Origin of the sequence: Streptomyces sp. NPDC096105 (genome assembly GCF_044763335.1) — a bacterium.
Classification (GTDB): Bacteria; Actinomycetota; Actinomycetes; order Streptomycetales; family Streptomycetaceae; genus Streptomyces.
In genome coordinates, this window is sequence record NZ_JBIWGC010000005.1 from 388,310 (window position 1) to 403,070 (window position 14,761).

Genomic DNA, 14,761 nt, shown 5'->3' on the forward strand with positions numbered 1-14,761 from the left:
CGCGGAAGCGGGGTAGTGGCGTGACAGGCTGGCAGTTCTGGGTCGACCGAGGCGGCACCTTCACCGACATCGTCGCGCGCCGCCCCGACGGTCGGCTGCTCACCCGCAAGGTCCTCTCCGACCACCCGGACCCGGGACGCTCGGACCCGTCCGGCGCCGACGCGGCGGTGGCCGGCGTCCGCGCGCTGCTGAACGGCTCCGGCGACCCCGTCGACGTCGTCCGCATGGGGACCACCGTCGCCACCAACGCCCTCCTCGAGCGCAAGGGCGAGCGCACCCTGCTGGTCATCACCCGCGGCTTCCGCGACGCCCTGCGCATCGCCTACCAGAACCGCCCGCACATCTTCGCGCGCCGCATCGACCTGCCGTCACCGCTCCACGAGCGGGTCGTCGAGGTGGACGAACGCGTCGCCGCCGACGGCACCGTGCTGCGCGCCCCCGACCTCGACGCCCTCACCGGTCCGCTGCGGCAGGCGTACGACGACGGGATCCGGGCCGTCGCCGTGGTCTGCCTGCACAGCGACCGCCACCCCGCTCACGAACAGGCCGTCGGGGAACTCGCCGCCCGCGTCGGCTTCCCGCAGATCTCGCTGTCCAGCGAGGTCAGCCCGCTGATGAAGCTGGTGCCGCGCGGGGACACCGCCGTCGTCGACGCGTACCTCTCACCCGTGCTGCGCCGCTATGTGCGCCAGGTCGCCGACGCGCTCGAAGGCGTACGGCTGATGTTCATGCAGTCCAACGGCGGGCTCACCGAGGCCCGGCAGTTCCGCGGCAAGGACGCGATCCTGTCCGGACCCGCCGGCGGGATCGTGGGCATGGCCCGCATGTCGCGGCTCGCCGGCTTCGACCGGGTCATCGGCTTCGACATGGGCGGCACCTCCACCGACGTATCCCACTTCGCCGGCGAGTACGAGCGCGTCTTCACCACCCGGATCGCGGGGGTCCGGCTGCGCGCGCCGATGCTCGACATCCACACCGTCGCCGCGGGCGGCGGCTCGGTGCTGCACTTCGACGGCTCCCGCTACCGCGTCGGCCCCGACTCGGCGGGAGCGGACCCCGGCCCCGCCTGCTACCGGCGCGGCGGCCCGCTCGCCGTCACCGACGCCAACGTCATGCTGGGCCGCATCCAGCCGGCCCACTTCCCGGCCGTGTTCGGCCCCGGCGGCGACCGGCCGCTCGACGCGGACGTGGTCCGCGAACGCTTCACCGCCCTCGCCCGCGAGATCCACGGGAGCACCGGCGACGACCGCACCCCCGAGCAGGTCGCCGAGGGCTACCTCCAGATCGCCGTCGCCCATGTCGCGGCCGCGGTCAAGCGGATCTCCGTGCAGAAGGGTCACGACATCACCCGGTACGCCCTCACCACCTTCGGCGGGGCGGGCGGCCAGCACGCCTGCATGGTCGCCGACTCCCTCGGCATCCGCACCGTCCTCGTGCCCCCCATGGCGGGCGTGCTGTCCGCGCTCGGTATCGGCCTCGCCGACACCACCGCCATGCGGGAACGCTCCGTCGAGGCCCCGCTGGAGCCCGCCGCCATGCCCGCCGTCCACGGGACCGCCGACGAACTGGAGGCGGCGGCCCGCGCCGAGCTCCTCGCCGAGGACGTCCCCGAGGAACGCGTCGAGGTCACCCGCCGGGCCCAGCTCCGCTACGACGGCACCGACACCACCCTCACCGTCGAGCTCACCGAGCCCGACACCATGCGGCGCGCCTTCGAGGACCGGCACCGCGCCACCTACTCCTTCACCCTCGACCGCCCGATCGTCGTCGAGGCACTCTCCGTCGAAGCCACCGGCGCCACCGAACCCCCTGATCTCTCCGCCCTGGCCACCTGGTCGGGACGGCCCGCCGCACCCGCCACCGTCCGCCTCCACACCGGCGGCGCCTGGCGCGACGTGCCCCTCCACCGCCGCGAGGACCTCCCTCCCGACGAGACCGTCACCGGCCCCGCGATCATCGCCGAGGACGGTTCCACCACCGTCGTCGACGACGGCTGGCGGGCCGCGACCACCGACGACGGGCACCTGGTCATGGAACGCGTCGCGGTCACGGAGAGTTCCGACGTCGGCACGGAGGCCGACCCGGTCCTGCTCGAGATCTTCCACAACCTCTTCATGTCCATCGCCGAACAGATGGGCGCCCGCCTGGAGTCCACCGCCCAGTCCGTCAACATCAAGGAGCGACTGGACTTCTCCTGCGCCCTCTTCGACCCCGACGGGAACCTGGTGGCCAACGCCCCGCACATCCCCGTCCACCTGGGCTCGATGGGCACCAGCGTCAAGGAGGTCGTCCGACGGCGCGGCTCCGCCATGCGCCCCGGCGACGCCTACGCCGTGAACGACCCGTACCACGGCGGCACCCACCTGCCCGACGTCACCGTCATCACCCCCGTCTTCGGCACCGCACCCGAGGACGGCACGCGGCGGGACCCCGAGGTCCTCTTCCACGTCGCCTCCCGCGGCCACCACGCCGAGATCGGCGGCATCGCCCCCGGCTCCATGCCCGCGAACAGCCGCACCATCGACGAGGAGGGCGTCCTCTTCGACAACTGGCTGCTCACCGAGAACGGCCGGTTCCGCGAGGAGGAGACCCTGCGCCTGCTCACCGAGGCGCCCCACCCCTCCCGCGACCCGGCGACCAACCTCGCCGACCTGCGCGCCCAGATCGCCGCCAACCACAAGGGCGTCGAAGAGGTCGGCCGCATGATCGACACCTACGGCCTCGACGTCGTCCAGGCCTACATGCGGCACGTGCAGGACAACGCCGAGGAGGCGGTGCGCCGCGTCATCGACGCCCTGGACGACGGCGCGTACGCCTACGAGACCGACTCGGGCGCCGTCCTGCGCGTCACGGTGAGCGTGGACCGCGCCGACCGTTCCGCGACCATCGACTTCACCGGCACGTCCCCCCAGCTCGCCACCAATTTCAACGCGCCCTCCTCCGTCGTCGACGCGGCCGTCCTGTACGTCTTCCGCACCCTGGTCGCCGACGACATCCCGCTCAACGACGGCTGTCTGCGCCCGCTGCGCATCGTCGTCCCGCCCGGCTCCATGCTGGCGCCCGAACCCCCGGCCGCCGTCGTCGCGGGCAACGTCGAGACCTCACAGGCCGTCACCGGCGCCCTCTACGCGGCGCTCGGCGTCCAGGCCGAGGGCTCCGGCACCATGAACAACGTCACCTTCGGCAACGCCCGCCACCAGTACTACGAAACCGTGGCGTCCGGCTCCGGTGCCGGCCACGGCCACCCCGGAGCCCCCGTCGTCCAGACGCACATGACCAACTCCCGGCTCACCGACCCGGAGATCCTGGAGTGGCGGCTGCCGGTCCGGCTCGAGGAGTTCGCGGTGCGCCGGGGCAGCGGCGGCGCCGGGCGGTGGCGCGGCGGTGACGGAGCCGTCCGCCGCATCCGCTTCCTGGAGCCCATGACGGTCTCCACGCTGTCCCAGCACCGCCGGGTGCCGCCCTACGGCATGGCCGGCGGGGCCCCCGGCGCGACGGGCGCCAACCGGATCGAGCGGGCCGACGGCACGGTCACCCCGCTCGCCGGCAGCGACTCGGCGGACGTCGGCCCCGGCGACGTCCTCGTCATCGAAACCCCCGGCGGCGGGGGATACGGCCCGCCGCCCGACCCTCGTCGAGCAGGAGAAGAGACCGATGATCCTCGGGCGTTCTGAGCGCGGCAAGCCCCCGGTCGAGCCCGTCACGCTCAAGATCCTGGTGGCCGGCGGCTTCGGCGTGGGCAAGACCACGCTCGTCGGCGCGGTCAGCGAGATCCGGCCGCTGCGCACCGAGGAGCTCCTCACCGAGGCCGGGCGGCCCCTCGACGACACCAGCGGTGTCGAGGCGAAGAGCACCACCACCGTGGCCATGGACTTCGGCCGCATCACGCTGCGCGAGGACCTGGTGCTGTACCTCTTCGGCACCCCCGGCCAGGAACGCTTCTGGTTCATGTGGGACGAGCTGTCCGAGGGCGCCCTCGGCGCGGTCGTCCTCGCCGACACCCGACGCCTTGAGGACTGCTTCGCCGCCGTCGACTACTTCGAGCGGCGCTCCATACCCTTCCTGGTCGGCGTCAACTGCTTCGAAGGCGCAGCCCGTTACCCGGAGGACGCGGTACGGCGGGCCCTCGACCTCGACGACGACGTGCCGCTGGTGCTGTGCGACGCGCGGGACCGCGAGTCGGTCAAGGAGGTCCTGGTCGGCGTCGTCCAGCACGCCATGACCCAGGCCGCCGAGCGGCGCCGCGCGGTCGCCACCTGACCGCGGCCGGACGACGCGGCCCGTGCTCCCGCCGGCCGGAGCACGAGCCGCGGTACGGCGGACCGGTCACCACGCGCGCGTGGCTCAGTCCCCGCCCTCCTCGACCCGGACGAGGCTCTTCTCCACCGCCTTCCGCCGGTTGCGGTACTCGCTCCCGCACGGACGACGACATGGCGGCGTCCACTCGGCGTCCTTCCGCCAGTGCGACTTCAGTCCGTCGGGACCGCTCCACACGCCCGTGGCGAGTCCCGCCGCGTAGGCGGCGCCCAGGCAGGTCGTCTCCGAGACCCGGGGCCTGATCACCGGCACGTCGAGCACGTCCTCCTGGTGCCGCGTCAGCTGGACCAGCGCGCCCGTGAGGGCGGTCGACCCCTCCAGGCCGTGGACCGGCCCTCGTCGCCGGTCCTGCAGCCCAGGGTGGTGAGCAGCCCGTTCTTCGACGGCACGGGCCGGGCGCCGGTGTCGAGCGGCAGGAGACTTCCGGTGCCGCAGGTGTTCTTGGCGGTGCCGGCGTCGTGGCGGGCCTGCCCGAAGACCGGGGCCTGCCGGTCGCCCAGTGCGGAGGCCACGGGCACCCCGGCGAGCCGGCCCACGGCGGTGCCGTGGACCTCGGCGGAGGACCTGATCTCCGGGAGCAACGCCTCCGGGACGCGCATCGCGGACAGGACGGACGGGTCCCACGGGAGGGTCTCCAGGCTCACCAGCACGGTCCGTCCGGCACTGGTCACGTCGGGGACGTGCCGTCGCAGCCGCACCGCCCGTGGGGAAGTCCTGGCGTCGGTGGGACGCCGGCCGCGGCGCGCCGAATTGCGCCGGGACGTACGAGGATGCCGACGGACGCCGGAAGTGTTCACCGGTGCCCGGGAAGCGTCAGGGTCCGCGGCGGAACGGGCCGGGGCGCCTGCTTCCGTACAGCCGTCCCCGTCTGATAAATGCAAAGGACATGACATATGTGCCGCGCGCGGTACGCGCCCTGGTCACCGCCCTCGCCGCCCTGCTCACCGCGACCACCGTGGCCGCGCCCGCCCGGGCGACGCCCGAACCCAAGGCGCCCCGCGACTTCGTGGCCCTCCACAGCGTCGACCCGACGATCCTGCACGAGATCCGCTACGTCACCCCGCACACCTTCGTCGGCGAGCCCGTCGACGGCTACCGGCAGCCCCTGTGCATCCTCACCCGCCCCGCCGCCGAGGCCCTCCGCTCCGCCCAGCGACGGCTGCTGCCGCAGGGCTACTCCCTGAAGGTCTACGACTGCTACCGCCCGCAGCGCGCCGTGGACCACTTCGTGCGCTGGGCCGAGGACCTCGACGACCAGACCATGAAGGCCGAGTTCTACCCGAATGTCGACAAGACCCGCCTGTTCGCCGACGGGTACATCGCGGAGAAATCCGGCCACAGCCGCGGCTCCACCGTCGACCTCACCCTCGTCGAGCTCCCCGCCCGCCCCACCCGGCCCTACCGCCCGGGCGAACCCCTCACCCCCTGCTTCGCGCCGAAGGACGAGCGGTTCCCCGACAACTCCGTCGACATGGGCACCGGTTACGACTGCTTCGACACCCTCAGCCACACCCTCGACCCGCGGATCACGGGCGAGCAGCGCGCCCACCGAATGCTGCTCAAGAACACCCTGGAGGACCTCGGCTTCGTGAACCTCGCCGAGGAGTGGTGGCACTACACCTTCAAGCCCGAGACCTACCCGGACACCTACTTCGACTTCCCCGTGGCCCGCAGGTCCCTCGCCGGCCACCGCTGAACCGCCCTCCCGAAGACGCCCCTTCCGCCATCGGATACAGTCCCGCGCGTGTCCGATACCCACGTTCTCAACTCCGCGGCGGATTCCCACTGTTCGTCCTGCGGCACGCCCTACGGAGAGGGCGTCTCCGGCTGGCCGCGCACCTGCCCCGCCTGCGGCGCCGTCGCCTACCGCAACCCGCTCCCCGTCGCCGTGGCCCTCCAGCCCGTGTACGACACCCAGGGCACGGCCCTGGTCGTCGTCACCCGGTCGATCCCGCCCGCCCAGGGCGGCACCGTCCTGCCCGGCGGCTACATCGACCACGACGAGGACTGGCGCCAGGCCGTCGTCCGCGAACTCAAGGAGGAGACCGGCCTCGAGGCGGCCGGCCGCGACGTCCGGCTCGCCGACGCCATGAGCGCCCCCGACGGCCACCTGCTGCTCTTCGGGCTGCTGCCCGAGCGCCCGGCGGACGACCTGCCCGCCTCCGCGCCCACCGACGAGACCGAGGGCACGCACCTGCTGCGCCGCCCCGAGGAACTCGCCTTCCCCCTGCACACCGTGGCCGTGCGCGCCTTCTTCGAGGGCCGCTACCTCTGATCCGGGGCCGCTACGTCCGGCCCCCCGGACCGGCCGAGCCCGCGGACGCGTACCGGCCGGGACGGCTCCCGCGCGCCGTCCTCCCCCTCCCGGCGGACGACGACCCGCGGGCCCGACCAGGTCACCGAGTACCGCTCGACCTCCGGCTCCGCCCCCTCGTCCCCGCCGTCCGGCACCACCGGCCCGCCCCCGCTCCGGCCCGGGGCGGGCGCCCACACCTCCAGCACCGTCCCCCCGTCCTCCCCGCGCACCGGGACCACCGCGCCCGCCCGCGCGAACACGGGTATCCGCTCCAGCGGGGCGTCGGCCAGCACCTTCGCCGGCCCCTCGTACACCCGCTCCGTCGCCGTGTCGTACCACCGCCCGCGCGGCAGCCGCACCTCCCGCCGCTCCACGCCCGGCTCCAGCACCGGCGCCACGAGCAGCGCGTCCCCCAGCAGGAAGACGTCCTCGCAGTCCCGCAACGCCCGCTCCTCCGGCGCCGCCCACCACAACGGCCGCACACAGGGCGCCCCGGTCCGCCGCGCGAGATGCGCCAGCGTCACGAAGTACGGCAGCAGACGCCGCCGCTCGTCCAGCGCCGCGCGAGCGTGCTCCAACACCCTCGCGCCGCACTCCCACGGCCGGTCACCCGCCGCAGTGGCCGCAACCGTACGCAGCAACGGCAGATACGCGCCCAACTGCAATCCCCGCACGTACAGTTCGGACGAACCGTCCTTGCCGCCGACGACGACGTCCGGCCCCGAGAACGGCACCCCGCACAGCCCGAGCCCCAGCACCAGCGCGAGCGACGCCCGCAGTCCGGGCCACCCCGCGGCCCCCTCGCCGGACCACACCCCGCCGTACCGCTGGAGCCCCGCCCACCCGGATTGGGACAGCACCAACGGCCGCTCGCCGCCGACCGCTCCGTCCCGCAGCCCTTCGGACGCCGCCCGGGCCAGGCACAGCGCGTACACGTTGTGCGCCTCCCCGCCGACCGGGGCGGGCGAGTCGAGCGTGTGCCACACCCCCGTGAAGCCCTGCTCCGCCCGCTCCGCGTACCAGCCGCCCCACCAGGTCCGCACGCGCGCGTCGGTGAGGTCCGGGAACACCGCCTCGCCACGCCGGTCCGCCGCGCGCACCACCTCCCCGGAGCCGTCCCGCACGAAGGCGTCCCGGCGCGTCCCCTCCTCGTACACCGCGCCGCCCGGCGCGGCCCGCACGGCCGGGGTCACCACCGACACCAGCCGGACCCCCTCGCGCCGCAGCTCGTCCGCGAGCACCGGCAGCTTCGGGAAACGGTCCTGGTCGACGGTGAACGCCCGGCGGCCGTCCAGGTGACCGCACCCCAGATGCACCGCCTCCAGCGGCAGCCCGCCCTCCCGGTGCACGGCGACGACCCGCCGCACGTCGTCCTCCCCGCCGGCGCCCTCCCGCACATGGTGGTGGCCGAAGGCCCACGCGGGCGGCAGCGCCGGCGCCCCGGTCAGCGACGCCCACGTCAGCAGGACCCGCGCCGGCGTGCCCGCCACCACCCAGCCGCGCACCGGACCGCCCGCCATGCGCAGCTCGCTCGTGCCCACCCGGTCGTGCCCGGAACCGGCGCCCTCCGCCCCCTCCCGCAGCGTCACCGTGCCGTCCCACGGGTTGTCGACGAACAACAGATGCGTGCCCGCGTCGGCCACCACCAGCTGCACGGGCATCGACACCGGGGCCGGGCTCCCCGCGCCCTCGGCGGCCCGCCCGGCGACGCCGTTCCCCAGCCGGTGGGTGCCGTCCCGCAGCCGAGGCCCCTCCGCCCGGCCGCCCAGACCGAAGAAACGGGCGTCCGCCGGCACCTCCGCGCGCTGCATCCAACACGCCGGACCCCCGTCCCCCGGCTCCCACCACCGCGGCGGCAGATCCCGCCGCAGCATCACACCCCCGGGCGTGAGCACCTCCAGCGCACCGTGCCGTGACACCGCGACCGTCACCCGCTCGGCCACCACACGCCAGCCGCCGTCCGTGTCCGGCTCCAGCGCGGCCCGCGGATCCGGCTCGGGACACGCACCGGCCAGCGCGTACGACGGCTCCGGGCCCGCCCCGTCCCAGCCCCAGAACACCGCGCCGTTCACCGCCACGAGGATCCGCAGCTCCGAGCGGCCGAACCGGATCACACCCCCGCCCAGGCCCGGCTCCGCCTCCCGCACGGTCCCCGGCACCCGCGCCCGCACCGGCCCGGTGGCGTCCGCCCCCCGCCTGCGCCACGCTGCTCGTACGGTACGCAGTCCCCGTGCCGCTCCCGCCCCGCCGACCGACCACCACGAACGCACCAGGTCACGACCGTTCATGTTGCTCACCCTGCCATCGACCGCGCCCCGCAGGCGTGGCGTTCAACTCCCGTTCACCCGTGAACGGACCACATCTTCACGACAGGGACTATGTGGGGGGCGCCCTGGTGCGGAAGTCGATCACATGGCATCGTCCCTGTCAGCCGCGTCACGCGCACACCCCAGCCCGTGCGCGGAGGACGCACACGACGCGCACAGTCCGGGAGCCGCCCCATGTCGACCGTGAACCCTCAGCCGCTCTGGCAGCCGACACCGGAACGTATCGCCGAGGCCCGCATCACCCGGTTCCAGGCCTGGGCCGCCCAGCACCACGGCGCCCCCGCCGACGGCGGTTACGCGGCGCTCCACCGGTGGTCCGTGGAGGAACTGGAGACCTTCTGGAAAGCGGTCACCGAGTGGTTCGACGTCCGCTTCGCCACGCCGTACGAGCGCGTCCTCGGCGAGCGCTCCATGCCCGGCGCCCAGTGGTTCCCCGGAGCGACCCTCAACTACGCCGAGCACGCCCTGCGCGCGGCCGACTCCCGCGCGGACGAGCCGGCCCTGCTCCACGTGGACGAGACCCACGACCCCCGCCCCGTCACCTGGGCCGAACTGCGCCGCCAGGTCGGCTCCCTCGCCGCCGAGCTCCGCGCCCTCGGCGTACGGCCCGGCGACCGCGTCAGCGGCTACCTGCCGAACGTCCCGCAGGCCGTCGTCGCCCTCCTCGCCACCGCGGCCGTCGGCGGCGTGTGGACCTCCTGCGCACCCGACTTCGGCGCCCGCAGCGTCCTGGACCGCTTCCAGCAGGTCGAACCGGTCGTCCTGTTCACCGTCGACGGTTACCGCTACGGCGGCAAGGAACACGACCGCCGCGACATCGTCGCCGAACTCCGCCGCGAACTGCCCACCCTGCGCGCCGTCGTGCACATCCCGCTGCTCGGCACCGACGCCCCCGACGGCGCCCTGGAATGGTCCGCCCTCACCGCCGCCGACACCGAACCGGTCTACGAGCAGGTGCCCTTCGGCCACCCGCTGTGGGTGCTCTACTCCTCCGGCACCACCGGACTGCCCAAAGCCATCGTGCAGTCCCAGGGCGGCATCCTCGTCGAACACCTCAAGCAGCTCGGCCTGCACTGCGACCTGGGCCCCGAGGACCGCTTCTTCTGGTACACCTCGACCGGCTGGATGATGTGGAACTTCCTCGTCTCCGGCCTCCTCACCGGCACCACCGTCGTCCTCTACGACGGCAGCCCCGGCCACCCCGACACCGGCGCCCAGTGGCGCATCGCCGAACGCACCGGAGCCACCCTCTACGGCACCTCCGCCGCGTACGTCATGGCCTGCCGCAAGGCCGGCGTCCACCCCGCGCGCGACTACGACCTGTCCGCCGTGACATGCGTCGCCACCACCGGCTCCCCCCTGCCGCCCGACGGCTTCCGCTGGCTCCACGACGAGTTCGCCGAGAGCGGGGACGACCTGTGGATCGCCTCCGTCAGCGGCGGTACCGACGTCTGCTCCTGCTTCGCCGGAGCCGTCCCCACCCTCCCCGTCCACGTCGGCGAGCTCCAGGCCCCCTGCCTCGGTACCGACCTGCAGTCCTGGGACCCCAGCGGCAAGCCCCTCACCGACGAGGTCGGCGAACTCGTGGTCACCAACCCCATGCCGTCCATGCCGATCCACTTCTGGAACGACCCCGACGGCAGCCGCTACCACGACAGCTACTTCGACACCTACCCCGGCGTCTGGCGCCACGGCGACTGGATCACCCTCACCTCGCGGGGCTCCGTCGTCATCCACGGCCGCTCCGACTCCACCCTCAACCGCCAGGGCGTCCGCATGGGCTCCGCCGACATCTACGAGGCCGTCGAACGCCTCCCCGAGATCAGGGAGTCCCTCGTCGTCGGCGTCGAACAGCCCGACGGCGGCTACTGGATGCCCCTCTTCGTCCACCTGGCGCCCGGCGCCACCCTGGACGACGACCTCACCGACCGCATCAGGAAGACCATCCGCACCCAGCTCTCGCCCCGGCACGTCCCCGACGAGATCATCGAGGTGCCCGGCATCCCACACACCCTCACCGGCAAGCGCATCGAGGTCCCGGTCAAGCGCCTCCTCCAGGGCACCCCGCTGGAGAAGGCCGTCAACCCCGGCTCCATCGACGACCTCGACCTGCTCGTCCCCTACCAGGAACTGGCCCGCACCCGCCCCTGAGCGGCCCCGGACCGGTCACGCCGCGTCTCCTCCTCCGCCCGTTGTCAGTGCCGCCGATTACGGTGAGTGAGCATTGATCGACTGTGCAGAGGGGGAGACATGGCGTACACCGACCACCGGACCCTGCGACGCGTCCTGCGCCGCGAGGTCGCCGGCACCATCGGCGTGCTGACCGACGAACACGACTTCCGCGCCATGCGGCGCTACGACAGCTTCGTCTTCGACGACCACGCCACCTACCTGAAACACGTGGAAGCGGTCCTGCGCACCCGCGCCCTCCAGGGCAGCCACACCACGGTGGCCCTCTTCGACCCCGAGGAGTACGCCGAGTACTGCGCGCACCACGGCCTCGACCCCGACAGCCCCGCCAGCCGCACCCGCTTCACCGCCGAACGCGCGGCCACCGGACCCGCCGTCCCCTACGACGGCCGTCCCCTGGCCGACCTCATGACCACCCTCGTCGACGAGGCCGTCCGCCGCGCCACCTGGGAATACGCCACCACACTCCTCGCCCGCCTCGGTCCCTGCGCCTCCTGCGGCGAGGATCTCGGACACGCGGCCTTCGCCCGCGCCTCCCGCCTCGTCACCCGCATCCTCGACACCGCCCCGCCGGGCGACCGCCACCTCGTCTGCAGCGTCTCCGGACCACCCGAATCACTCGTCGCCGTCCTGCACGCCGACGACACCGACGACGGCGTACGCATCGACGAGACCGAGGCCCTGGAGTTCACCACCGTCCTGGCCGTCGGCCTCGCCACCGCGAGCCCCGGCGGCCTCGTGATGCGTGCCAGCACCCCGGGCGAGCCCGACCGCATCCACGGCTGGCGCCTGCGCTCCCACGGACTCGTCCCGCTCACCGCCGGAGAGGTCTTCGACGCCTACTGCACCGACGCCGAGACGGGCGAGATCATCCCGCCCGAGTCCAACGTCGACTACTGCGCGTCACCCGACCTCACCGACGCCGACCCCGGCCCGGACCACCAGCACTGAGCGAGCGGCACAAGGGGCGCCCCACCGAAGTGGGGCGCCCCAGGCACACAGCGCGCGGGTCCGGGGAGGACTACTCGCCCGACAGCACCGCCTGCGCCGCGTTCCGCGCCTCCTCCGCGCTGTCCGCGGCCCGGGCGGCAGCGGCGGCCCGCTCGCACTGCGCCAGCGTGAACTTCGCCAGCGACGCCCGCACGTAAGGAATCGACGCCGCACCCATCGAGAGCGAGGTGACACCCAGCCCCGTCAGCACACACGCCAGCAGCGGATCCGAAGCGGCCTCACCGCACACACCGCAGCTCTTGCCCTCGGCCCGCGCCGCCTCGGCGGACAGTGCCACCAGATCGAGCAGCGCCGGCTGCCAGGGGTCCTGCAGCCGGGAGACCGCACCCACCTGGCGGTCCGCGGCGAACGTGTACTGCGCGAGGTCGTTCGTCCCCAGCGACAGGAACTCCACCTCCCGCAGCACCGAGCGCGCCCGCAGCGCCGCCGAGGGGATCTCGACCATCGCGCCGTACTTCGCGCGCAGCCCCGCCTCCCGGCATGCGTCCGCGAAGGCCTTCGCGTCGGCCCGGTCCGCCACCATCGGGGCCATCACCTCGAGGTGCACGGGCAGCCCCTCCGCGGCCTTGGCCAGCGCCGTCAGCTGAGTGCGCAGCACCTCGGGGTGGTCGAGCAGGGTCCGCAGACCCCGCACGCCCAGCGCCGGGTTCGGCTCGTCGCCCGGGGTGAGGAAGTCCAGCGGCTTGTCCGCGCCGGCGTCCAGCACCCGCACCACGACACGCCCCTCGGGGAACGCCTCCAGCACCTGCCGGTACGCCTCGACCTGCTTCTCCTCGGACGGAGCGCTCTCGCTGTCGTCCAGGAACAGGAACTCGGTCCGGAACAGACCGACGCCCTCGGCGCCCGCCTCGACCGCCGCGGCCACGTCGGCCGGCCCGCCGATGTTCGCCAGCAGCGGCACCTTGTGCCCGTCCGCCGTCGCACCCGGCCCGGTCGCCGCCGCCAGCGCGGCCCTGCGCTCCGCGGCCGCGGCCTCCAGAGCGGCCCTGCGTTCCTCGGTCGGGTCCACGAAGAGCTCGCCCGAGCTGCCGTCGACCGCTATCAGCGTGCCCTCGGCGATCTCACCGGCCCCCGGCAGCGCCACGACCGCCGGCACACCCAGCGCACGCGCCAGAATCGCGCTGTGACTGGTGGGCCCGCCCTCCTCGGTCACGAAGCCGAGCACCAGCGTGGGGTCCAGCAGCGCGGTGTCGGCCGGCGCGAGATCCCTCGCCACCAGCACGTACGGCTGGTCGCTGTCCGGCACACCCGGCATCGGCACGCCGAGCAGCCGCGCCACGATGCGGTTGCGCACGTCGTCCAGGTCGGCCACCCGGCCGGCCAGGTACTCGCCCGCGTTGGCCAGCAGCTCGCGGTACGCGGCGAACGCGTCGTAGACCGCGCGCTCGGCCGAGCTGCCCACGGCGATGCGCCGCTCCACGTCGGCCATCAGTTCCGGGTCCTGCGCCATCAGGGCCTGCGCCTCGAGCACCGCCTGCGCCTCGCCCCCGGCGAGGTTCCCGCGCGCGGTCAGGTCGGCCGCGACCGCCTCCACAGCCTGACGGGCGCGCTGCTGCTCGCGCTCCGCCTCCTCCGCCGGGATCTGTTTGGCCGGCGGCTCCAGCACCGCCGTACCCATGTGCCGAACCTCGCCGATCGCCACACCGTGGCTCACGCCGACGCCTCGCAGCGTTGTCTCCATCTCACCCGTCTCCGGTAAAGCGGCGGGTCGCGCCGCAGCGTCCGATGTTCCTGCGCCGTCGTGGGGACGGCGTCACGTCACTTCCAGAGGAAGAGCGCGTCGCCCGCCTTCACGTCGCCCTCTTCACGGAGCTCGGAGAGGGCGTCCGCCGTGGCCTCCAGCGCCACGACCGGGCACACGGGGGACTTGCCGGCGGCCTCGACGGCGGCCGGGTCCCAGCGCACGATGCTCTGTCCGCGCGTCACGGTGTCGCCCTTGTTGACGAGCAGCTCGAAGCCCTCGCCGTTGAGCTGGACGGTGTCGATGCCGAGGTGGGTGAGCACGCCGTGCCCGCTCTCGTCGACGACGACGAACGCGTGCGGGTGCAGAGAGACGATCACGCCGTCGACGGGGGAGACGGCCTCGGAAGGCTCCCGCACGGGGTCGATCGCGGTGCCCGGGCCGACCATGGCCCCGGAGAAGACCGGATCGGGCACGGACGACAGTCCGATGGCGCGTCCTGCAAGCGGGGACGTCACGGTGGTCATGGGAAGCCTCCCAAGAAGTGGAGATCTGTACGAGCGCCGTCACTGGCTGTCTCCGGCGTGCTGTTCAGCAGGGTATGTCATGAGACGTACCGGTTCCGGGGGACAGGTCCAGATCCGTGATCCAGACAAGAGGTCTAGACCACGCACCTTAATCGATTTGCACGTGGTCGGCGACCCCGTGTACAGTCTTAAACCTGCCTGGGGCTGAGGGATGCGGTCACGCGTCCTGGGCCCGGCAGCAATCCAACTCGTCAGATCCTATCTCTGGGTCGCCCTCCGTATGCCTACGGAGCGGTGGTCAGAGGGCCGGAAAAACACTGATAGAGTCGGAAACACCGAAGGGAAGCGCCCGGAGGAAAGCCCGAGAGGGTGAGTACGAAGGAAGCGTCCGTTCCTTGAGAACTCAACAGCG

The 14,761-nt window shown here is 73.3% G+C and carries 9 protein-coding genes and 1 pseudogene; 6 read left to right on the forward strand and 4 right to left on the reverse strand.

The window, feature by feature from the left end; translation table 11 throughout:
* The first annotated feature begins 20 nt into the window (after window positions 1-20).
* Together ACIQ8B_RS11830 and ACIQ8B_RS11835 are read left to right on the forward strand one after the other, a co-directional pair.
* Window positions 21-3,674 carry a hydantoinase B/oxoprolinase family protein gene (locus ACIQ8B_RS11830; protein ID WP_403546565.1) on the forward strand — a complete coding sequence of 1,218 codons (3,654 nt, stop codon included), beginning with the start codon at window positions 21-23 and terminating at the stop codon, window positions 3,672-3,674.
* The gene (locus tag ACIQ8B_RS11835; RefSeq protein WP_106415202.1) at window positions 3,655-4,260 is read left to right on the forward strand and encodes an ATP/GTP-binding protein; all 606 of its coding nucleotides are present in this window, start codon (window positions 3,655-3,657) and stop codon (window positions 4,258-4,260) included. The genes ACIQ8B_RS11830 and ACIQ8B_RS11835 overlap by 20 nt, the downstream gene beginning before the upstream one ends.
* A gap of 84 nt (window positions 4,261-4,344) precedes the next feature.
* On the opposite strand, the pseudogene ACIQ8B_RS11840 reads toward ACIQ8B_RS11835, so the two are convergent.
* A pseudogene (locus tag ACIQ8B_RS11840) lies at window positions 4,345-5,003 on the reverse strand (FGGY family carbohydrate kinase); the annotation flags it as partial.
* 200 nt (window positions 5,004-5,203) lie between these two features.
* On the opposite strand from ACIQ8B_RS11840, the gene ACIQ8B_RS11845 reads away from it, so the two are divergent.
* Window positions 5,204-6,013 carry a M15 family metallopeptidase gene (locus ACIQ8B_RS11845; protein ID WP_403546566.1) on the forward strand — a complete coding sequence of 270 codons (810 nt, stop codon included), beginning with the start codon at window positions 5,204-5,206 and terminating at the stop codon, window positions 6,011-6,013.
* Window positions 6,014-6,061: 48 nt separating this feature from the next.
* Entirely contained in the window at window positions 6,062-6,592 is a 531-nt protein-coding gene (locus tag ACIQ8B_RS11850; protein ID WP_403546567.1) for an NUDIX domain-containing protein, read from the forward strand.
* Here the strand turns inward: ACIQ8B_RS11850 and ACIQ8B_RS11855 are convergent.
* Window positions 6,583-8,901 carry a glycoside hydrolase family 31 protein gene (locus ACIQ8B_RS11855; RefSeq protein ID WP_403546568.1) on the reverse strand — a complete coding sequence of 773 codons (2,319 nt, stop codon included), beginning with the start codon at window positions 8,899-8,901 and terminating at the stop codon, window positions 6,583-6,585. The genes ACIQ8B_RS11850 and ACIQ8B_RS11855 overlap by 10 nt on opposite strands.
* A gap of 213 nt (window positions 8,902-9,114) precedes the next feature.
* On the opposite strand from ACIQ8B_RS11855, the gene ACIQ8B_RS11860 reads away from it, so the two are divergent.
* Window positions 9,115-11,091: an acetoacetate--CoA ligase gene (locus ACIQ8B_RS11860; RefSeq protein WP_403546569.1), complete on the forward strand. Its 1,977-nt coding sequence runs from the start codon at window positions 9,115-9,117 to the stop codon at window positions 11,089-11,091.
* A gap of 99 nt (window positions 11,092-11,190) precedes the next feature.
* Window positions 11,191-12,081: a hypothetical protein gene (locus tag ACIQ8B_RS11865; protein ID WP_290004240.1), complete on the forward strand. Its 891-nt coding sequence runs from the start codon at window positions 11,191-11,193 to the stop codon at window positions 12,079-12,081.
* Window positions 12,082-12,151: 70 nt separating this feature from the next.
* Here ACIQ8B_RS11865 and ptsP read toward each other — a convergent pair whose 3' ends face one another.
* Window positions 12,152-13,822, reverse strand: coding sequence for a phosphoenolpyruvate--protein phosphotransferase (ptsP, locus tag ACIQ8B_RS11870; RefSeq protein ID WP_403546570.1), 1,671 nt, complete (start codon window positions 13,820-13,822; stop codon window positions 12,152-12,154).
* A 77-nt stretch (window positions 13,823-13,899) separates the two neighbouring features.
* Window positions 13,900-14,349, reverse strand: coding sequence for a PTS glucose transporter subunit IIA (locus tag ACIQ8B_RS11875; RefSeq protein WP_290004237.1), 450 nt, complete (start codon window positions 14,347-14,349; stop codon window positions 13,900-13,902).
* Between the last annotated feature and the right edge of the window lie 412 nt (window positions 14,350-14,761).